This is a genomic window from Parasphingorhabdus marina DSM 22363 (assembly GCF_900128895.1).
GTDB lineage: Bacteria > Pseudomonadota > Alphaproteobacteria > Sphingomonadales > Sphingomonadaceae > Parasphingorhabdus > Parasphingorhabdus marina.
In genome coordinates this window covers 1692463-1712363 of the sequence record NZ_FSQW01000001.1, presented here as the reverse complement: position 1 = coordinate 1712363, position 19901 = coordinate 1692463, and the positions used below count along the sequence as shown (strand labels likewise).

General features: G+C 58.3%; 17 protein-coding genes. 9 read left to right on the top strand and 8 right to left on the bottom strand.

The features are described from left to right. Positions 1-86 precede the first annotated feature (86 nt). The 3 genes from BUQ90_RS08490 (at position 87) to BUQ90_RS08480 (ending at position 2317) form a co-directional block, all read left to right on the top strand. A complete protein-coding gene (locus tag BUQ90_RS08490) occupies positions 87-572 on the top strand; it encodes an SspB family protein (protein ID WP_074204572.1) in 486 nt (161 codons plus the stop codon). Positions 573-641: 69 nt separating this feature from the next. Next, positions 642-2024 (top strand): class II fumarate hydratase, encoded by a 1383-nt coding sequence (fumC, locus tag BUQ90_RS08485; RefSeq protein ID WP_074204571.1) that lies wholly within the window; start codon positions 642-644, stop codon positions 2022-2024. A 26-nt stretch (positions 2025-2050) separates the two neighbouring features. Continuing rightward, on the top strand, positions 2051-2317 hold the full coding sequence (locus BUQ90_RS08480) for a hypothetical protein (protein ID WP_074204570.1): 267 nt from the start codon (positions 2051-2053) through the stop codon (positions 2315-2317). Between the two features lie 303 nt (positions 2318-2620). Here BUQ90_RS08480 and BUQ90_RS08475 read toward each other — a convergent pair whose 3' ends face one another. The 6 genes from BUQ90_RS08475 to BUQ90_RS08445 form a co-directional block, all read right to left on the bottom strand. After that, on the bottom strand, positions 2621-3928 hold the full coding sequence (locus BUQ90_RS08475) for a dipeptidase (RefSeq protein ID WP_074204569.1): 1308 nt from the start codon (positions 3926-3928) through the stop codon (positions 2621-2623). A gap of 1708 nt (positions 3929-5636) precedes the next feature. After that, on the bottom strand, positions 5637-6323 hold the full coding sequence (locus BUQ90_RS08465) for a DUF4197 domain-containing protein (protein WP_239447373.1): 687 nt from the start codon (positions 6321-6323) through the stop codon (positions 5637-5639). Positions 6324-6419: 96 nt separating this feature from the next. Further along, positions 6420-6923: a hypothetical protein gene (locus tag BUQ90_RS08460; protein ID WP_074204567.1), complete on the bottom strand. Its 504-nt coding sequence runs from the start codon at positions 6921-6923 to the stop codon at positions 6420-6422. A gap of 67 nt (positions 6924-6990) precedes the next feature. Beyond that, the gene (locus BUQ90_RS08455; protein WP_074204566.1) at positions 6991-7782 is read right to left on the bottom strand and encodes an SDR family oxidoreductase; all 792 of its coding nucleotides are present in this window, start codon (positions 7780-7782) and stop codon (positions 6991-6993) included. Between the two features lie 11 nt (positions 7783-7793). Beyond that, the gene (locus BUQ90_RS08450; RefSeq protein ID WP_074204565.1) at positions 7794-8930 is read right to left on the bottom strand and encodes an acyl-CoA dehydrogenase family protein; all 1137 of its coding nucleotides are present in this window, start codon (positions 8928-8930) and stop codon (positions 7794-7796) included. A 114-nt stretch (positions 8931-9044) separates the two neighbouring features. Continuing rightward, positions 9045-10238, bottom strand: coding sequence for an acyl-CoA dehydrogenase family protein (locus tag BUQ90_RS08445; RefSeq protein WP_074204564.1), 1194 nt, complete (start codon positions 10236-10238; stop codon positions 9045-9047). 299 nt (positions 10239-10537) lie between these two features. Here BUQ90_RS08445 and BUQ90_RS08440 point away from each other — a divergent pair, with 299 nt between their 5' ends. From BUQ90_RS08440 to BUQ90_RS08420, 5 genes are all read left to right on the top strand, one after another. Continuing rightward, positions 10538-11953: an MFS transporter gene (locus BUQ90_RS08440; RefSeq protein WP_074204563.1), complete on the top strand. Its 1416-nt coding sequence runs from the start codon at positions 10538-10540 to the stop codon at positions 11951-11953. A gap of 102 nt (positions 11954-12055) precedes the next feature. Next, positions 12056-13360 (top strand): acyl-CoA dehydrogenase family protein, encoded by a 1305-nt coding sequence (locus tag BUQ90_RS08435; protein ID WP_074204562.1) that lies wholly within the window; start codon positions 12056-12058, stop codon positions 13358-13360. A 10-nt stretch (positions 13361-13370) separates the two neighbouring features. After that, positions 13371-14456 carry a Zn-dependent alcohol dehydrogenase gene (locus BUQ90_RS08430; RefSeq protein ID WP_074204561.1) on the top strand — a complete coding sequence of 362 codons (1086 nt, stop codon included), beginning with the start codon at positions 13371-13373 and terminating at the stop codon, positions 14454-14456. 24 nt (positions 14457-14480) lie between these two features. Beyond that, on the top strand, positions 14481-15542 hold the full coding sequence (locus tag BUQ90_RS08425; protein WP_074204560.1) for a phosphotransferase family protein: 1062 nt from the start codon (positions 14481-14483) through the stop codon (positions 15540-15542). Positions 15543-15558: 16 nt separating this feature from the next. Continuing rightward, entirely contained in the window at positions 15559-16353 is a 795-nt protein-coding gene (locus tag BUQ90_RS08420) for an SDR family NAD(P)-dependent oxidoreductase (RefSeq protein WP_074204559.1), read from the top strand. An 8-nt stretch (positions 16354-16361) separates the two neighbouring features. On the opposite strand, the gene BUQ90_RS08415 is transcribed toward BUQ90_RS08420, so the two are convergent. After that, a complete protein-coding gene (locus tag BUQ90_RS08415) occupies positions 16362-17012 on the bottom strand; it encodes a hypothetical protein (RefSeq protein ID WP_074204558.1) in 651 nt (216 codons plus the stop codon). A gap of 110 nt (positions 17013-17122) precedes the next feature. Beyond that, on the bottom strand, positions 17123-17635 hold the full coding sequence (locus tag BUQ90_RS08410) for a hypothetical protein (protein WP_074204557.1): 513 nt from the start codon (positions 17633-17635) through the stop codon (positions 17123-17125). A gap of 258 nt (positions 17636-17893) precedes the next feature. On the opposite strand from BUQ90_RS08410, the gene BUQ90_RS08405 reads away from it, so the two are divergent. After that, a complete protein-coding gene (locus BUQ90_RS08405) occupies positions 17894-19888 on the top strand; it encodes a pyrroloquinoline quinone-dependent dehydrogenase (RefSeq protein WP_074204556.1) in 1995 nt (664 codons plus the stop codon). The last annotated feature ends 13 nt before the right edge of the window (positions 19889-19901 follow it).

Sequence of the window (19901 nt, the reverse complement as noted above, 5' to 3'; positions counted from 1 at the left end):
TCAGGCAAGAAATTCGCGCTGCCCGGCGCGGACAATTTCAACGAAAGCCCCTTGACCCTGCCCCGTGATCACGCCACCAATGGGAAATGACCGACAGTGCCCCCGACAGTCTGATTCCCTATGATGAAATCGTGCAGGAAGCGCTGCGGGCGGTTGTCGGCCGCGTATTGGGCGAAGTCGAGAAAGAAGGCCTGCCCGGCGAACATCATTTTTACATCACGTTCAAGACCCGGGCTCCGGGAGTGGACATTCCGGATCACCTGATCGCGAAGTTCCCTGACGAGATGACCATTGTCCTGCAAAACCGCTACTGGGATCTCTCGGTCAAAGAGGACCGCTTCGAAGTCGGGTTGAGCTTCAACCAGATCAGTTCGATGCTGCACATTCCCTTCGCAGCAATCACGTCCTTTGTTGATCCTGCCGTGGATTTCGCCCTGCAATTTCAGGTCGAGGAGGTCGAAGGCGATCTCGATGAGCATGAGCCGGCGGAAAATGATGGCGAGGATGAAAAGGAACCGGCGGTCGAAGACGGATCCAATGTCATAACCCTCGATTTCGGCAAGAAAAAATAGCTTCCCGATAACAGTCCGGCGCAAAGTTCGGGATGACGCCGAAGGCGATCTGGTGCTAGACAGCATGGCATGACCCAAACTCGCACGGAATCCGACAGTCTCGGAGATATCGCCGTCCCCGAAGATGCCTATTGGGGCGCACAGACCCAGCGCAGCATCGACAATTTCCCCTTCCCCCGCCACGAGCGCATGCCAATCCGGCTGATTCACGCGCTGGCCACGATCAAGCAGGCTGCGGCGCGGGTTAACGGGATCCACGGACTTGATCCCGAGCTTGCAGGCGTGATCGAAAAAGCGGCCGAGGAAGTGCGTTCCGGTGCCCATGACACACAGTTTCCCCTGACCATCTGGCAGACCGGCTCCGGCACGCAAAGCAACATGAACGTCAATGAAGTGATTGCCGGAATTGCCAACGAGCGCCTGACCGGCCAGCGCGGAGGCAAGGATCCGGTTCATCCCAATGACCATGTCAATCGCGGACAGTCCTCCAATGACTGCTTTCCGACCGCCATGCACGTATCCGCCGCGCTGGCCCTGGAAGTGGAGCTGTTTCCGGCTCTCGAACAGCTGCACGACACAATCGCGGAAAAATCGGCGCAATGGCAGGACATCGTGAAGATCGGCCGCACCCATTTGCAGGATGCGACCCCATTGACCCTTGGCCAGGAGTTTTCGGGCTATGCCGCACAACTGGTGGCCGCCCGCGACCGGATTGCGGATTGCCTGCCGCGCCTGCTGAAGCTGGCCCAGGGTGGCACGGCGGTCGGCACCGGTCTCAATGCACCGGAAAATTTCGGGGACAATATCGCGCGGGAAATCGCCAAGATCACCGGTCTCAAATTTGTTTCCTCTCCCAACAAATATGCCGAGCTGGCGGCGCATGACACGATGGTGGAGCTGTCGGGCGCGCTCAACGTGCTGGCTGTCGCGCTGACAAAGATTGCCAATGACATCCGCCTGCTGGGATCCGGGCCGCGTTCCGGACTTGGAGAATTGCAATTGCCGGCCAACGAACCGGGCAGCTCGATCATGCCCGGCAAGGTCAATCCGACCCAGTGCGAAATGCTGACCATGGTCACCGCACAGGTGATCGGCAATCACCAGGCCGTGACAGTCGGCGGCCTGCAGGGACATCTGGAACTGAACGTGTTCAAACCGATGATCGGAGCCAATATCCTGCGGTCGATCGAGCTTTTGAGCATTGGCATGTCCAGTTTTGCCGAACGATGCGTGGCCGGTCTCGAGCCCAACAAAGCCCGGATCAGGGAGCTGGTCGACAACTCGCTGATGCTGGTCACTGCGCTGGCGCCGGTAATCGGCTATGACCAGGCATCTCAAATCGCCAAACATGCCCATAAGGAGGGCCTGACACTGCGCGATGCGGCACTGGATCTGGGCCTTGTTGACGAAAATACCTATGATACCCATGTTAAACCTGAGCAGATGATCTAAACGGCTAACTTGCGAAAGGCTGGTCCATGTCACTCGTCAGAAATATTTTCACTACCGCGATCGGCAACGAGGCCCGCAAAATGGGCAAAGGCAATGGACTGCTCAATTTCGGCCTCGGCTTGCTGGCTGCCCGGGTGGCGACCCGTTCGGTGCCCGGTGCGCTACTGGTCGGCGGGGCGCTGGTTGCCAAGACGCTCTATGACCGGTCGCGGGAGGCCGAAGAGATTCCGGCGTCAGAAGCGGTGATCGATATCGAGGGGAAACCTGTTCCGAAGGACGACGTGAAGTCCTGATTTCGGCCGATATTTCGGCATGTTCATGTAAAACCTGTCTCATTTTGGCACAATTTGGGTCGGTGGGACTCGCTTTTTGCATCTTTTTGGAATAGACCCGTTTTGGGTAGAAATTCTGCCGGAGGGGCAATTCGACATTTCGCAACCATGATCTTCAATCGCGAAGCTGGTTGCACTTCCGGAAAAACATCATCTGGATTGCATTCCAGAACAAAATTTAGCGGCACTTGATTGCGACCCGAAAGTGCGGCTAAGCGCCCCGCCGTTCCTAGTCGGCGGGGTTTTTTTTGGGCCATTTGGATTTCAACGGTCCGGATTTGCGGCGCGCTGAGTATCGGCGAACACGCGCAGAAAATTCCCGCCCCAGATTTTCGCGATATCCTGCTCCGAATAGCCGCGTTCCAGCAGTGCCCGAGTCACATTCCCGGCTTCGCTGGCATCGGTAAAACCGGCAACACCGCCGCCATGATTGAAATCGGTTCCGATCCCGACATGGTCAATGCCGATGCGTTTGACCACATAGTCGATATGATCAATCATGCGTTCGACGGATCCCGGTCCGATCACCTGCCGCATCGCCCTCAGGAAGGACTGGCGTCTGGCTGGATCATCGATTTCCCAATAAAGCTCGTAGGGATAGGACCAGGCTTCCGGAAGTCCGGCCTGTTCCCGAACCTTGCCTATCGCCGCCAGCAGTTCCGGGTCCGACAGGTCGACCAGATAGGCGCCGAAGGCCGCAATATGGATGACGCCACCCTGCGCGCCGATGGCATCAATCTCTTCATCCGAAAGATTGCGGGTGACGTTCGACAGCTGCCGGACATTACTGTGGCTCGCGATGACAGGCGCGGTCGAAACCGTAACAGCCTGCAGGGTCGCATTTTTTGACATCTGGGACACGTCAACAATCCCGCCCAGCTGATTGATCCGGCGCACCGCCGCGCGGCCCAGCACGGAGAGGCCGCCATGCTCTTCGTCAGCCTCATATTCCCCGGTTTCGCCATTGAAGACCGGACGCGAACTGTCCGAAAAATCGTTATGCCCGAGATGATTGAGACCGAAAACCCGTACACCGGCCGCGTGCAAGCGATCCAGCTCATCCACGTCGCCACCCAGGGCTCTGGCATTCTGAAAGCCCAGTAGCAAAGCCGTCTGCGCCTCCTCTACAAGCGCCGTTATGTCGGCAGGGGTCCGGGCAATGGATATCAGCGGATCGTCCTCAGCGAGCCGGGTTACCGCCTGCAACTTCGCCTCGGCTTCAGCTTTGGCGACCGCGTCGCCTTCGCTCGTCCTCGGCCCGGGTCCCACGGCAACGGCCATGACGACCACATCCACCTGCCCGGCCCGCAGCTTCGCAGGATCGACTTTTGAAAGGCCATCCGCCGCGAGATAGGTGGACGATGTGGACGGCAGAACAATGTCGGCATGGGCATCGATAACAATGGCATCCCGATGGATCTGATCCGCCCGGTCTGAAACAGGCGTCGAGGCGTCCGGCGGCGCTACCGTGGCCTGGGCTGGTGCGGCGAAGCAGGAGAAAAACCCGGCCATTGCAGCCACCTGCAGACAGGTTCGCACCGTTCGGCGCTTCATCGACCGGTTGCTGTTCATGCGGTTGTCCCCTGCTACCACGAAGACACAAGGCTAGAACGGGAGCCTGGCCGGCACAAGTCCCGAACAGCGGCAGAGTGTGATGTCGAAGAGAAGGGAGTGAGGTCTGACAGCCGGGTCGCAAATACTGCCAGACCTCACCGTATCGCGAGGAGCGACACGACGGTGCCACCCGGTTTTCGTGAATCGATTCACTGGATCGGCGCCGCACCATTCGGATAGCAATGGCGTCATGACGTCCGGGTGATGCAGATCACCTTGATCAAAAAAAACGGCAGAAAAATTTGCGGAAGCTTCAAAACGAGAAAAGCCCGATGGGCGGGTCGCTAACCATCGGGCTCCTCATTACGATAGGACAAAGTATGCTAATGCTTACGATGTCTTAAACCATGTATATCCGAAAAAAGTGAACAGAGTGTGATCAAGGTCACGCTTATTTACATGCGTTTACATAATAGCGTGGTTTCGGTGTAAAATCCTGTAAGAAAAGCTTTTTTCTGGCCGTACAGAGGGTCTTTGGATGATCGGAAAAAGGGGAAAGCCCACCGGAACGGTACGCAGTCGGGTCGCTTGCCTGCGTGCCGCCCCGATGGGCCTTGAAGGGGATCATCCGGGATACACAACTCGGATCCGGATGGTGCGATGCTGCTGCCCCCCGCAACTTGCTGCGATATTAGCAGCATCGCAAAACTCTATTGGCATGTCCGATGCAACGGGGCTGTGATCAGGATCACCCGACCACATTGTTTCCCGAAAATTTATCGAGCAAGTCGAGCGCGCAGGCTTCACGCAAAAAAAATGGGAGCCGATTACCAGACAAATCCGGCTTTCGGCTCCCACTGCGCCTGGTTCGGGATGCTGTCCTCTCGCGATTTCAGCTTCCGCTTTCTGGCGTCCGGTTTCCGGGCCAGTATCGTTAGCGGTTCTCGGTTTTCCGCGCCGACGCTTGCGCGTCTGCCCTTCGGTTTCAAACCCGATACTGGTCCAGTCACCTGATCGCCCCGGTCCATCTGTTCCGCTTTGGCTTGCGCCTCCGCTTCCCCGACTTCTCCCGGGCCATCAATCGAAAGATCAATTCATTTTCCTTGCGGACAACAATTTGTTCGTCTCGATTGTCTTCCGGTCTTTCCACGCTTCGGCGGGTCATTGCTGACGGGTCGCCAATTTGTGTCGTTTCCTTCTGACAAAACCTTTGTGTCACGCCATCGCGAGTCGCGCCAAATGCAAATGCTCATCTTATCCACAGCACTTCAACTTACTTGTGGAAAAGTCCTGCGCACCTTGTGGAAAAGGCGGACTGATCAATTTTCTTGGGTTTTGTGGTGGGCAACCGTTGGTCCGGTCTCTCATTTTAGGGAGGGGATATTGAAAGAACCGGACCTTCGGTGCAATCCCGGCACCGCTTTGGGAGGAGGATGCCTGTGCCGGGACCGAATGCTTTTTAGGTCAGATCTGAACGGTTGAAATCAGCATAATGCTGCTCATGCTCAGGGCTGCCACAATATTGAAAAGCGTTTTCATGGATTTTCTCCTTGTTATCAAAAACGCCGATCAAACATCACTTTTCCTGCTTCACTTGTAGAAGTGAAATGGTACCCGAACAGTTAAGTTGCAATTGAAAACGGAGCACAATTGGTTGCACATTTTGCAACTCAAAGCACTCCGCTCCTGACCATATCGTAAGTTTTTCAGGTATTTATAGCTATGCTCAAAAAATGCCCTTCAGCAAATCCTTGCCCTTGTCGAGCGGATTGCTGCGGAAATTCGCTTCCTCACTGGCAATATAGCTGAAGATCCCGTCGAGCGCCTGATCGGTCACGCTGTCAGTCAGACCATCGCGCGAAAAGTCCGCGCCGCCGAGCGCGGCCAGCGCCGAAACATCACCGAGTTTTGCCATCTGATCATAGGCACCAACTTCTTCCAGCGCCCTTTCAACCAGCGGCCGAATCTTGACGCCCAGTTCTTCGCCGGCGGTCTTGCGCAGATAGTCTGTCCCGCCGCTATTCCCGCCAGTGACAATGCCCACGCCTTCGGTGAGGGTCAGATTGTCGATGGCCGAACGGAAAACGGGCTTCGCTTCCAGTGCCGCCTTGCCCGCGGCGTCATTCAGATCGCGGGTAATGTCGCGGGTCAGCCCGGCCTTGCTGGTGAAGCGCAGGATCTTCGACGCGTTTTTCAGCGGACCGGGAAGCAGGATACGGACGGCCTTGTCGGCATAGAAGGCCCCCGGCTGTGACAGTTTGTCCAGCGCCCCGTCCGACGCATCAGCGAGCAGGCTCTTGACGCCCGTGCTTTGCGCGTGGGCAGATGTCGCCATCAGCGGTGACAATGACAGCGGCACGGCCATCAGGCCCAGTGCCAAGGCATGGCGGATATGTGATTTGCGGTTTTTCATGACGGGGCTCCCCTGTTTAAGTCAGGAGAGCCTAGCATATCATGATGGGTGCCAACTGAACAGTCGCCCCAGGCCGGGTAAAAACCTGTAACGCGCCTATTTCTCGGAAAATTTCAGCTGGCCGGTGGTTTCATCAGCAGATGTTTCCGACAGGCTGAGCTCGAACGGGTCGCCATCATCGGTCGTCCCCGACAACGTCGTGCCGTCCTTTTCCACCGTGAACTGCTCCTGCGTCATTTTCTCTTCAAACCATGGCAGCAGTTCATCGGTTCCGGCCGGAGCGACAAAGTCCAGGATGACCTGACCGCCTTTCCCGTCGACATCCTCGATCTTCATGCCGGTCACCTTGCTGCCGGGATAGAGGTTCACATTGTTGAGGTCGAAATCCTCGCTGTCGATGGACAGGGACGGCATGTCGACATCCATAGAGAAGCCCTCTGCGCGGATCGAGAACTTGCTGTCATCCCCTTCCCCGCCAATCGTAATGCTGCTGGAATTTTCGCTGTCCTCAACAGTATCGCCATCGCTCGAATCCGAAGCCGAACAGGCTGTCAGCATAAGCGGTGCAGCCGCGAGCGCGACAAAACAGGATTTTCTCATAACTATTCTCCAAACTGTATTGCATGAATAATACAGTTTGGAGCTGTCAGGTCAAGTCCGGAACGGCTCAGGCGTCGATCGATGCACCCGGATTGGCCGCATTCACGACCCCGCCATCCACAGGCAATGTCGAGCCGATGACATAGTCCCCTGCCGAGCTCGCCAGATAAACGGCGGCCGAGGCCATGTCTTCCGGTTTGCCGATCCGCCGCGCCGGGATGCCAGGCGCCACGGCATCGCCATGATCGCGTGCGGCCTTGTTCATCGTCGAAGCAAAGGCGCCGGGCGCGATACCGGTCATGATGATGTCATCCTGAACCAGCTTGGAAGCCATTTTCCGTGTCAGGTGGATAACCGCAGCCTTGGATGCCTGATAGCTGTAGGTTTCCCACGGATTGACTTTCAGGCCGTCGATCGAAGCGATATTTATCACCTTGGCGGGCTGCTCGAAACTGGCCGCGGCCTTGAGCTGCGGGTGCAGGGCCTGGGTCAGGAAGAACAGGCCTTTGACATTGGTGTCCATCACCTTGTCCCAGCCGGATTCCGGAAAGTCGAGATATTCCGTACCCCAGGCCACGCCGGCATTGTTCACCAGAATGTCGAGTTTGTCTTCCCGGCTCGCAATGGCTTCGGCCAGCGCCTTGCAACCTTCAACAGTCGAAATGTCGCCCTGAATATAGATGCAGTTCTCGCCAAATTCGGCCGCCGCCGCTTCGCCCTGATCGGCCTTGCGACCCGAAATATAGACTTTCGCCCCTTGCGCGAGAAAGCCTTCGGTGATCATCTTGCCGATCCCGCGCTGTCCGCCGGTAACCAGAGCAACCCGCCCTTCCAGCGAGAAGAGTTTGTTAAAATCCATTGTGATTTCCCCTAATATCCGTGCATCTCGGCGACGAGATTGGTGTGATAATTCGCATCGCCCAGGAATTCCTGCAACGCCCGGTCGCGTTTCATATAGAGGCCGATATCATATTCATCGGTCATGCCAACGCCACCGTGCATCTGCACGCCTTCCTTGACAGAAAGGGACGTCGCCCGGCCGACCTTGGACTTGGCAACAGACACCATCAGTTCGGCGCTCTTCGCCCCTTCATCGAGCAACTGCTGGGCCTTGAGCACCGTGGCCCGGGCAATCTCCATCTCGCTGTAGAGATGGGCGGCGCGATGCTGCAGCGCCTGGAAGCTGCCGATCGTCGTGTCGAACTGCTTGCGGCCCTTGATATAGTCAACAGTGATGTCCATCGCTCCCGTCCCGACGCCGAGAGTTTCGGCAGCCGCACCCGTGCGACCGGCATTAAGCAACCGTTTGAGGACGACATCGCCGTCATCGACTTCACCGATGACCGCATCCGCATCAACAACCACGCCGTCAAATTCGACATGGGCCGCGACCGCGCTGTCGACCAGCCGGACATTGTCGCGCGACAGGCCTTTTGCATCCGTATCCACGGCAAACAGGGTCAGTCCCTTCTCGTCGCCCGCGCTGCCGCTGGTTCGGGCTGCCACGATCAGCGCATCAGCCGACCCTCCCTGCACGACAAACTGCTTTTTGCCGTCCAGCTTGAACCCGTTTCCTTCCCGAGTGGCAGCCATGGCGATCTGGTCCGGGCGGTGTTTTGCCCCTTCGTCAATCGCCAGCGACAAGACGGTTTCACCGGCGATGATGCCCGGAAAATATTTGTCGCGCAGCGCCTTTCCGCCCGCGTTGAGCGCTTCCACGCCGGCCACCGCAGTGGTCAGAAACGGGGACGGAGTCAGATTGCGACCGATCTCCTCCAGCACTACACCGGCTTCGGCATGGCCGAGACCGAGACCGCCTTCCTCCTCATCGACAAGGATGCCGGTAAAGCCCATTTCGGCGAATTGCTTCCACAAGGCATGGGAAAATCCATCCTTGCAGTTCTTGTCACGAAATTCCCGGAAATGGGCGACGCCGCCCTCGGTTTTCATGAAGTCGGCGGCGCTGTCCTGCAGCATTTTCTGGTCGTCATTCAGGTATAAGGGCATGTGTTCCTCCTTTTTCGTGATCCTGCGAAGGCAGGAACCCATCTCCTGTGGCTTGATCATGCACAGTCCGGAAGATGGGCCCCCGCCTGTGCGGGGGCACAATGAATTATGTTTCTATGTGTTCGGCAGCTGCAATATCTGTTTGGAAACCACGTTCAGCATCACCTCGCTGGTCCCGCCTTCAATACTATTGGCCTTGGTCCGGAGCCAGCTGCGCGCGGTCAGGCCGCCATTGGTCGCTTCGCTTTCCCATTCCAGGACCTGACTGCCACCAGCCGACATGATCAGCTCGTGCCGCCGCTTGTTGATCTCGGTACCGGCATATTTCATCATGTTGGGCTGCGCCGGATGGCACAGGCCTGCCTTGAACGTATCCCCAAAGCGCTCGGCCATGGCGCGGAAGGCAAGCAGCTCGATATCTATATCGGCCATCTGGGCCCGGAGCATGGGATCATCCAGGCGCCCCATGTCATCACGGCCGACCTGATCCGCAAATTTCGCGCCGAGCGAGCCGCCCCCGGAGGAGCCTTCGCCGGAAATCATGCTGCGTTCGTGACCGAGCAGATATTTGGCCACGTCCCAGCCGCGATTTTCTTCGAACACCACGGAAGAGACGCCCTCGCCATAGGATTTCGGGACTTTCACGTCATCAAAGAATGTCTCGCAGAATGGCGACGCGCCGGAAATCAGCTTGATCGGCTTGGTCGTCACGCCTTCGCTCGCCATGTCAAACAGCAGGAAGGTGATGCCCTTGTGCTTCTCGCTCTTGTCGGTCCGTGTCAGGCAGAAGATCCAGTCGGCCTTGTCGGCGTAGCTGGTCCAGATCTTCTGGCCATTGACAATATAATGGTCACCCTGGTCGACCGCACTGGTCTGCAGGGACGCCAGATCGGAACCCGATCCCGGCTCGGAATAGCCCTGGCACCAGCGGATTTCACCGCGGGCAATCTGCGGCAGGAAGTGCTTTTTTTGCTCTTCGGTGCCGAAATGGAGCAGAGCGGGCCCGAGCATCCAGATGCCAAAGCTGGACAGCGGCGACCGGCATTTCAGCCGGGCCATTTCCTGCTGCAGGATCTTGGTTTCCGCGCGCGACAATCCGCCCCCGCCATATTCCTTTGGCCAGTCCGGAACTGTCCAGCCCTTCTCGGCCATGATGTCCATCCATTCCTTCTGCCCCGGCTTGTAGGTCGGATTGCGACCGCCCCAGCAGGCATCGCTTTCATCCACCATCGGCTGGCGCATCTCGGGCGGGCAATTGGCTTCGAGCCACGCCGCGGTCTCTTTGCGGAAGGTCTCCAGATCGGACATGATTGTGTTCCTTTAATTGATCGATTAAGACGGGGATTAACATAGGACGGCCCCAAGGTTCAACGATCCCCTCGCATTTCCGGACAGAAAAATTTCCGGCCAGTAGCGGCTCAGGATTCCGTAACGTCAGTCAGACGGTCCATCGGAATTGATTGACGAACTTTTCCGGCGACGCCTATGCAATGGGCAAAACAGGAGCAGGACGGGATGCAGAATAATGACCGGAAATCGGGCGCGCGGCCCGAATCAATTTGGCTTGCGCCTTGTCGCTCCTGCTCCCTTTCCCTGGGAATCCGTGCATGAGTGCGGCTTCGCAAACGCTGCCGCTGAAATCCAAACTGGCCTACGGCTTCGGTTCGGTCGCCTATGGCATCAAGGACAATGGCTTCGCCACTTTCCTGCTGTTCTACTATAATCAGGTTGTCGGACTGCGCGCTGATCTGGTCAGTCTGGCCATTGCGCTCGCGCTGATCGCCGATGCATTTATTGATCCGGCCGTGGGGCAGATGAGCGACCGCACCCGGACCAAGATTGGTCGGCGACACCCCTGGCTCTACGGCGCTGTCATTCCCATCGCTCTGATCTGGATCGCGCTCTGGCACCCTCCGGAGCTCAGCGAATGGGGAACATTCGCCTATCTGTTTTTCATCGCCATGGGCGTCCGCATGGCATTTTCGGCCTATGAAGTTCCGGCGCTTGCGTTGCTCCCCGAACTGAGCAGTGACTATCACGACCGGACAGCGATCATGCGCTATCGCTTCCTGTTCGGCTGGGGCGGCGGCATATTCGTCATGTTTCTCGCCTATTCGCAGTTCCTGACGCCGACCGCAGAATATGCCGATGGGCAGCTCAACCCGGCCGGATACAGTATTTATGCGATATTCGGGGCCGGTGTGATGATCATCGCAGCCTTGTCTTCCGCAATCGGCACCCACAAGCGGATTGTCGGACAATATCGAAATGCCACAGAACATCCCCAATCTGCCGAGAGTTTTGGCGAAATATTGCAGGCCTTTCGATACCGCCCATTCCTGCTGCTGATGTTTGCCGGCGTATTCGCCTTCACCAACCAGTGGCTGATTTTCGCACTGTCCATCTATCTCTTCACCCATGTCTGGGAGTTTACGCAGGACAATTTTGAAACCTATTCGGCCCTGCTGTTTGTTGCAGCTACCGTCGCGTTCATCATGGTCACCCCGATTTCGAAAAAGCTCGGCAAGGCCCATGCCGCTGCAATTTTGGCGCTCTTCACACTGGTGCTCGGCACCTTGCCCTACTGGCTGAGATTTGCGGGAGTGTTCCCCGAGCCCGGCGACCCACTCATGGTGCCCATGCTGTTCGTCTTCCTGATCAGTTCGACGGCATCGGGCATTTCGGCGATGATCCTGACCATGTCAATGATTGCCGATGTCTCGGATCAGTTTGAGCATGATACCGGAAATCGGACCGAGGGCCTGTTCTCCTCCGGCATGTTCTTCATGCAGAAGGTGGTCAACGGCCTGGGCATTTTGCTGTCCGGACTGATCATCGCGCTGGTCGGCTTGCCACAGGGCGCCGCGAGCGGAACCGTCGATCCGGAAATCGTTGACAATCTTGCGCTGTTCTACGTGGTCCTCGCCACCGGCATCGCGCTGGTTGGTGCCTGGGCCTATACGCTGTTCCCGCTGGGAGAGAAGGATCACGAGGAACGGATGTCCGCCCGCGCGGCGGAGTAGATTTTTCCGGCAAGCGATACGTTTCCCTGTGGCAAAGGCCAAAGGGGTCTGATAAGTTAATCGCATAGTTAAAATTGATATCTTCAAGAAAAGGACAATGGCATGGATTTCGATCTCACGGAAAAGCAGGAATATTGGCGCAACCGGGTGCGCGAGCATATCGAGAATCATGTCCGTCCGCGCATTGCCGATTATCAGAAGGAAGACGAAACCGGCGAACGCTGGAAAGTTCTGCAGGTGGTCGAGGAAGAAAAGAAAAAGGCCAAGGAAGCCGGCATCTGGAACCTGTTCATGCCGCCTGCCAATCCGAACCTGACGCATATTGACGAAGTGTTCGAATTTGAGGGACCGGGCCTCAACAATCTGGAATATGCCCTGTGTGCCGAGGAAATGGGCCGCGTGGGCTTCTCCTCCGAAGTGTTCAACTGTTCAGCGCCGGATACCGGCAATATGGAAGTGTTTCACCGCTACGGTACGCTGGAGCAGAAGGAGCAATATCTGCGCCCGCTGATGAACGGCGAGATCCGTTCCGCCTTCCTGATGACGGAACCGGCCGTTGCCTCTTCCGATGCCACCAATATCGAAACCAAGATCGAGCGCGATGGCGATGAATATGTCATCAATGGCCGCAAATGGTGGTCTTCCGGCCTCGGCGATCCACGCTGCAAAATCGCGATCGTGATGGGCAAAACCAGTTTCGAGGGCAGCCGCTATACGCAGCAGTCCCAGATCCTTGTACCGACCGATGCGGCGGGCGTGAATGTCGTCCGCCACTTGCCGGTCTTCGGATATGATGATGCACCGCATGGTCATATGGAGGTCGAACTGAAAGACGTTCGGGTTCCGGCCTCCAACATCATTCTCGGCGAAGGTCGCGGTTTTGAGATCGCGCAGGGCCGCCTGGGACCCGGCCGGATCCATCACTGCATGCGGACCATCGGCGTCGCAGAAGAAGCGCTGGAAAAAATGGTGCGCCGCCTGCAATCGCGGATCGCTTTTGGCAAGCGCATTTCCGAGCATAGTGTCTGGGAAGAACGCGTCGCCCGCGCCCGGATCGATATCGACATGAGCCGCCTGCTCTGCCTGAAAGCGGCGGACATGATGGACAAGGTCGGCAACAAATATGCCAAGGCCGAGATCGCCATGATCAAGGTTCAGGCTCCAATGATGGCATTGAAAATCATTGATGATGCGATCCAGGCCCATGGCGGCGGCGGCGTTTCGAACGACTTCGGTCTGGCCAGTGCCTATGCGCACCAGCGGACCCTGCGTCTCGCCGACGGTCCGGACGAGGTGCACAACCGCACCATCGCCAAGATCGAATATGGCAAATATGCCGAAAGCGCCGAGGGCAGCAAGATGAAGAAGGAAGAGTTCTCGTCCGGCGACCTCGCCGTCACGCGCTAGGAGCGGATTCATGAAAGCTGCCATTCTCCGGGAAGCCGGCCAGCCGCTAACGGTTGAAAATGTCTCCATCGACAGGCCCAGGGCGCGCGAAGTGCTGATCCGCACGGCCGCCTGCGGTCTCTGTCACAGCGACTTGCATTTCATGAATGGCAGCTACCCGCATCCCCTGCCCGCGATCCCCGGCCACGAAGCCGCGGGAATCGTCGAGGCGGTGGGTGACGAGGTCCGCAGCGTCAAGGTCGGCGATGCGGTCATCACCTGTCTGTCGGCCTATTGCGGTCATTGCGAATTCTGTGTCAGCGGACGCCTGTCGCTCTGCCTTGGCGGGGACACCCGGCGCGGAGCAGAGGATGCGCCACGGATTTCGGCAGAAGACGGATCGGTGGTGAACCAGATGCTCAATCTGTCCGCCTTTGCCGAACAGATGCTGATCCACGAAAATGCCTGCGTCGCGATCGATCCGGAGATGCCGCTCGACCGGGCGGCGGTGATCGGCTGCGCGGTGACCACTGGCGCCGGTACCGTATTCAACTCGTGCAATGTCACGCCTGGCGAATCCGTGGCGGTTGTGGGTTGCGGCGGGGTTGGCCTGGCCACCATCAACGCGGCCAAGATTGCCGGTGCGGGCCGGATCATTGCTGCCGATCCTATCCCGGAGAAGCGCGAAATGGCGATGGCCATGGGCGCAACGGATGTTGTCGATGCCGGCACCGAAGGCGCTGCCGGGGAAATTGTCGAAATGACCCAGGGCGGCGTCGATCATGCAGTGGAAGCCGTTGGCCGCCCGCAATCTGCGCAGCTCACCGTCGATGTCCTGCGCCGTGGCGGCACCGCCACCATCCTCGGCATGATGCCGCTGGATGAGAAAGTCGGTCTCAGCGCGATGGACCTGCTGTCCGGCAAGACCCTGCAAGGTGCGATCATGGGGGACACCCGCTTCCCCGTGGACATTCCCCGGCTGGTCGATTTCTACATGAAAGGCGTCCTGAAACTCGATGAACTGATTTCGGACCGCATTTCGCTGGAACAGGTGAACGAGGGTTTCGAAGCCATGGAAAAGGGTGTAACCGCCCGTTCCGTCATCGTTTTTGACTAAATACCCAGGAAGAGGAAACTTCCCATGAACCCACAAGAAGATATGGTTGGCACCATGGCTGTGCCTGAAAAGGACAAGCTCGACGAAGCCAGTTTGCAGAACTGGATGGAGGCCAATGTCGAGGACTTTGCTGGCCCCATGACCATCACCAAGTTCAAGGGTGGCCAGTCCAACCCGACCTACAAGATTGAAACACCGGGCACGGACTATGTCCTGCGCAAGAAACCGTTCGGCAAATTGCTGCCCTCGGCCCACGCAGTGGATCGCGAGTTTCGGGTCATTGCCGGACTGCATCCGGCCGGATTTCCCGTGGCAAAGCCCTATGGCCTGTGTGACGATGATGATGTCATCGGCACGATGTTCTACATCATGGGCATGGCAGACGGGCGGACCCTGTGGGACGGCACTCTGCCCGGCATGGAACCGGAAGAGCGCAAGGCCATCTATCATGAAATGATCGACACGCTGGCGCTGCTGCACAGCTATGATCCAGCCGAGCTCGGCCTGGAAAATCACGGCAAGCCCGGCAATTATTGCGAGCGCCAGATTTCGCGCTGGACCCAGCAATACCGGCTCTCCGAACTGCAAAAGATCCCCGAGATGGATCAGCTGATCGAATGGCTGACCAAGACCATTCCCGAACAGAAAAGCTTCGGCATCGTCCACGGCGACTATCGTCTCGACAACATGATCTTCGAAAATGACGCGCCCAGGGTGATTGCGGTGCTGGACTGGGAACTGTCCACACTCGGCGATCCGATTGCGGATTTCGCCTATTGGCTGATGGCCTATGAAATGGAACCGGAAGGCCGAAGTGGATTGAAGGGCGTCGATCTGGCTGCCCTGGGCATCCCCTCCCGTGAAGAAGCGATAGCCCGCTATTGCGAGAAAGCCGGGATTGACGAGCTGCCGCCGATGGACTGGTATCTTGCCTATAATCTCTTCCGGATTGCTGCTATTCTGCAGGGCATTCAGAAGCGCGTTGTGGATGGTACGGCCAACAGCGCGGCTGCTGCGGAAATGTCCGACCGGGTGACGCCACTGGCGCAGGCCGGTTGGGAAGCAGCCAAGCGCGCTGGCGCCTGAGCGGGAGGAACAGAACATGGCGGATCTTCAGGACAAGGTGGCAATCATTACCGGAGCGGGAAGCGGCATCGGCCGTTCTGCCGCCCGGCTTTTTGCCGATCATGGCGCGAAAGTCATCGCCAGCGACGTCACCGATGCGGTGGATGAGACGGCCAGCGGATCGGACGGCAATATTATTGCGATCAAGGCCGATGCCGGGAGTGAAGGCGATGTGGAAATGCTCGTCGAGGCCGCGGAACAGCGCTTTGGCGATCTCCATGTCTTTTTCGCCAATGCGGGAATCGGCGGCGGCTTCGAAGGCATTTTCGACAGCAGCGTCGCGGAATGGCAGGAAGTCCTGCGCGTCAACCTGATCGGACCGTTTCTGGCGGCCAAATATGCCGGCAAGGTTATTGCCGAAAGCGGCCATGGCGGATCGATCATCTGTACCGCCAGTGTCGCCGGCATCCGCTCGGGCGCGGGCGGCCCCGCCTATTCGGCTTCAAAAGCCGGGGTGATCAATCTGGTGAAAGTCGCCGCCCAGCAATTTGCGACATCCAATGTCCGCTGTAACGCCATCTGCCCCGGGATTACCGAAACCGGAATGACGCAATTCATCTACGACAAAGCCCGCGAAAAGGGCAAGGAGGACCGGCTCGGTTACCTCAATCCCCTGCGCCGTGGTGCCGGACCGATCGAGATGGCGGAAGTGGCCTTGTTCCTGGCCTCCGACCGGTCATCCTATGTCAATGGACAGGCGATTGCCGTTGATGGCGGGTTAAGCGCTTCGCACCCTGTCACGCGCCAGGAATTTGGCCGGACAGCAGTCTAGCGAAACCTCTAGTTGGCCAGCGCGAGGCCACCCGAGCCCAGCTGGACAAAATCCACACGCCCATTGGTCGTTCCGCAGAGAAACGTGCTTTCGCCGCTGTTGGAAATGCTGCCTTCGACGCGCCAGCCATTGCCATCTCGTGTGACGGACTGGATCTGTTCGACCCTTGCTTCCTGGCCGGCCTGGCGTTCGGCGGCATTGGAGCAGACGTTGATTGCCATATCCATGGATCGCAGATCCCTGTCCTGATCGCGGCTGCTGCGGCGATCCGAACGCCGGTCATCATAGCGCCGGTCGTCACGTCGATAGTCGCGGTCCTCATAGCGGTCGTCGCGTTTGTCCCTGGATGCCGCGCTCGCAATGGCAGCAATGCCGCCGATCACGAGGATCCCGGCCAGAATATCGCCGCCGTCAATCCGGCCGCGATGCCGGCGATAGCCGCGATAGCCTCTGTAACCCCGATAGCCTCTGTAGCCGCGATATCCACGCCAGCCAGCCGCGGTTTCAGCCGCCGGCGACCAGCCGAGACTGTCCATGTCAATCGGCATCACCGGTGCGGTGGTGGCCGGACTAACCGGTGCGGCGGCAGCCGGAGTGGCGCCGGAAATGACGAGAGCCGCAGACGCGGCTACAGCGGAAACTGTTTTGGAAATATGCATATACTTACCCCTGTATCCCCAGATTCTGTACTCAAGAATCCATTATGTCACTATATATAGAAGGTTCAGCCTGTCACCAGGCTGAACCATAGTTTTACATCTGGGCGTGATCAGTAGCGCCGGGCATAATCCAGCCCTTTGTAGCGCACATTGGTCACCCGGCGGCCGTCAATGCGGCAGGTGAACCGGCCCTTGTCGACATAGCGACCATAGCGGCCTTTTTCGACCAGGATACGGCCCTTGACCCGATAGCCATAGCGAGTGCGGTCAACGTCACGGACCCGCGTTACGGTTGCCCGGCCACGCGTGGGTGCCCGGTTCTCGGCGGCGCGGATGCAGCGATTGATCGCCTTGCGCTTGCCGATCCGGCGGTAATTGTGCCGATAGCCGTTGTTATAGCCCCGATCACCATAATAGCCGCGGTCGTACCGAACATCGTGATAGCCCCGATCTTTCTTGCCCGAGCTGGCGATGGCAGCAATCGCACCGACTACGGCAACACCGGCCAATACTTCTCCAGCGCTGATACCATTGTCCTTGTCCCGGGCCTGAGCCGGGGTTGCAGAAACAGCCATTGCAGCAGCAGCAGCGGTTCCAACGAGCGCTTTATTGAGCGTGTTCATATCCACTTTCCTTTCACACTGCCCGAAACCATTTCCCGAGCTTGCAGAGCTGTTATAGGGGTGCCGTTTTGAGCAGGGACTGAACTGGCTCGACAGCCTTTGTTCAGGTTAAAGGCTATTTATATGAACAATAATTCTTGTTATTTTTCATCAATTAAATTCGATATCGGCCTTTGACCCCTCTGAAAATGAGGTGAAATCTGACAATCCGGATCCAGACCGCTGGGAGAAATCTGACAACTGTGCTAGCCCGGTGGGATGAAATTCAGACCGCGGCGCATCTTTCTGCTCCTCCTGCTTTTGCTGGGCGTCATCAGCATCGCCGGCGGGTCAGCCGTCTGGACGCTTTTTGGTTCGGCAGAGAAGCTCAAAATTAATGGACAGGCCGAAATTGTCCGCAAAGATATCGGCAAGCTCGGCCAGCGATGGGCCCAATATGGCGGCGACAGGGCCGGTCATCGCTTCGTTGCGGCCAGATCAATCACGCCAGACAATGTCGGCCAGCTGGAAATTGCCTGGATACACCGCAGCGGCGCACTGGCGGATCGCCCAGAAGGGGACCTGCGCCGGGCCGCCCTGCAAACCACGCCGATACTGGTCGAGGGATCCCTGATATTCTGCACGCAGTTCAATCAGGTCATCGCGATCGACCCCGGTACGGGCGCAGAAAAATGGCGGTACGATCCACAGGTCCCGACAGATGTCCGACCGGCCAATCAATATACCTGTCGCGGTGTCTCCTACTGGACGGAAGATGCAGAAGGGGAAGAATCCCTGTGCTCTTCGCGGATCCTGACCGGAACCGTCGACGCCCGACTGATTGCTCTGGATGCCAAAACCGGCGCGCTGTGCGAGGAATTTGGCGAGGGTGGCACCGTCCGGATCAAACCGTCCATCGCACTGCGCTGGCCCGGCGAGTTTCAGATCACCTCCGCCCCGGCCATCATGGGAGACATTGTGGTGACAGGGACGGCCATTGGCGACAACCTCCGCACCAATGCCCCCCAGGGCACCGTATTCGCCTTTGATATCCGGACCGGTGAACCGCTCTGGTCGTTCAATCCCCTCGCCGGTCCCACCAAAACCCCGACCGGGCACACCAATGTCTGGTCAACCATCGCCGTCGATGAGGCACGCGAACTGGTCTTCCTGCCAACCTCCAGCCCCAGCCCCGACTATTACGGCGGCAACCGGCCCGGCGACAATCGCTACGCCAACAGCGTTGTCGCGCTGAACGGCAATACCGGAGAGGTCGTCTGGCATTTCCAGACCGTGCACCATGACGTGTGGGACTATGATGTACCGGCTCAGCCAGGGCTTTATCAGGTCTGGCGCAATGGCGCAGCACGGGACGTGGTGGCCCAGGTTACCAAGACGGGTCTGATTTTCGTCCTCGACCGGGAAACAGGTGAACCGGTCTTGCCGGTCGAGGAGCGTGCCGTGCCGCAAGGCGGCGTGGATGGCGAATTGCTGTCTCCAACCCAGCCCTTTCCGGTCGCAACCCCGCCAGTGGTCCCGAACAAACTGGATCCCGCAGATGCTTTCGGCATCACACTCTGGGACAAACTGGCCTGCAAATCCCGGCTGGAAGCCCTGCGCGCCGAAGGCCTGTTCACTCCGCCCACGACTGGCGGTACCCTGTCCCTGCCCTTTACCGGCGGTGGCGCGAACTGGGGCAGCGCCGCCTATGATCCGCAGCGCAACCTGCTGGTCGTCAATATGAACAATATCGCCTCCTACATGCAGATGCATCCGGACAAGTCCGAACGTGAGCAGGTTGGGGAAATCAGCGATGATGACGAATTCGCACCGATGGAAGGGGCACCCTATGCGATGACCCGGGCGCCGGTGCTGTCCCCGCTGGGGCTGCCCTGCTCCCCGCCACCCTGGGGCGTGCTGGCAGGGATTGATCTCGCCAGCGGTGAAATTGTCTGGCGGCAGGTTCTGGGAACAACGGAAGACCTGGCGCCTGGGGGTCTGGGACTGAAATTGGGCACACCGGCCCTCGGCGGCCCGATGATAACCGCCGGCGGTCTTGTCTTCATCGGTGCAGCGGCTGATGACTATTTGCGCGCCTTTGATGTCGCGACCGGGCAGGAGCTCTGGAAAGGTCGCCTGCCTGCCGGTGGTCAGGCGACGCCGATGAGTTATGTGTGGAAGGGTCGGCAATATGTGGTCATTGCCGCTGGCGGCGCCTCCAATCTGGGCACCCGCCAGGGCGATCATATTGTCGCCTTCGCTCTGCCCGAATAAGACCTTCGGGCAG

Coding starts and splice junctions, on each gene's coding strand:
- BUQ90_RS08450 (WP_074204565.1), bottom strand. CDS start 8,930: ATGCCCTTATACCTGAATGACGACCAGAAAATGCTGCAGGACAGCGCC.
- BUQ90_RS08480 (WP_074204570.1), top strand. CDS start 2,051: ATGTCACTCGTCAGAAATATTTTCACTACCGCGATCGGCAACGAGGCC.
- BUQ90_RS08435 (WP_074204562.1), top strand. CDS start 12,056: ATGGATTTCGATCTCACGGAAAAGCAGGAATATTGGCGCAACCGGGTG.
- BUQ90_RS08430 (WP_074204561.1), top strand. CDS start 13,371: ATGAAAGCTGCCATTCTCCGGGAAGCCGGCCAGCCGCTAACGGTTGAA.
- BUQ90_RS08410 (WP_074204557.1), bottom strand. CDS start 17,635: ATGAACACGCTCAATAAAGCGCTCGTTGGAACCGCTGCTGCTGCTGCA.
- BUQ90_RS08460 (WP_074204567.1), bottom strand. CDS start 6,923: ATGAGAAAATCCTGTTTTGTCGCGCTCGCGGCTGCACCGCTTATGCTG.
- BUQ90_RS08440 (WP_074204563.1), top strand. CDS start 10,538: ATGAGTGCGGCTTCGCAAACGCTGCCGCTGAAATCCAAACTGGCCTAC.
- BUQ90_RS08405 (WP_074204556.1), top strand. CDS start 17,894: ATGAAATTCAGACCGCGGCGCATCTTTCTGCTCCTCCTGCTTTTGCTG.
- BUQ90_RS08415 (WP_074204558.1), bottom strand. CDS start 17,012: ATGCATATTTCCAAAACAGTTTCCGCTGTAGCCGCGTCTGCGGCTCTC.
- BUQ90_RS08445 (WP_074204564.1), bottom strand. CDS start 10,238: ATGTCCGATCTGGAGACCTTCCGCAAAGAGACCGCGGCGTGGCTCGAA.
- fumC (WP_074204571.1), top strand. CDS start 642: ATGACCCAAACTCGCACGGAATCCGACAGTCTCGGAGATATCGCCGTC.
- BUQ90_RS08490 (WP_074204572.1), top strand. CDS start 87: ATGACCGACAGTGCCCCCGACAGTCTGATTCCCTATGATGAAATCGTG.
- BUQ90_RS08425 (WP_074204560.1), top strand. CDS start 14,481: ATGAACCCACAAGAAGATATGGTTGGCACCATGGCTGTGCCTGAAAAG.
- BUQ90_RS08475 (WP_074204569.1), bottom strand. CDS start 3,928: ATGAACAGCAACCGGTCGATGAAGCGCCGAACGGTGCGAACCTGTCTG.
- BUQ90_RS08465 (WP_239447373.1), bottom strand. CDS start 6,323: ATGAAAAACCGCAAATCACATATCCGCCATGCCTTGGCACTGGGCCTG.
- BUQ90_RS08420 (WP_074204559.1), top strand. CDS start 15,559: ATGGCGGATCTTCAGGACAAGGTGGCAATCATTACCGGAGCGGGAAGC.
- BUQ90_RS08455 (WP_074204566.1), bottom strand. CDS start 7,782: ATGGATTTTAACAAACTCTTCTCGCTGGAAGGGCGGGTTGCTCTGGTT.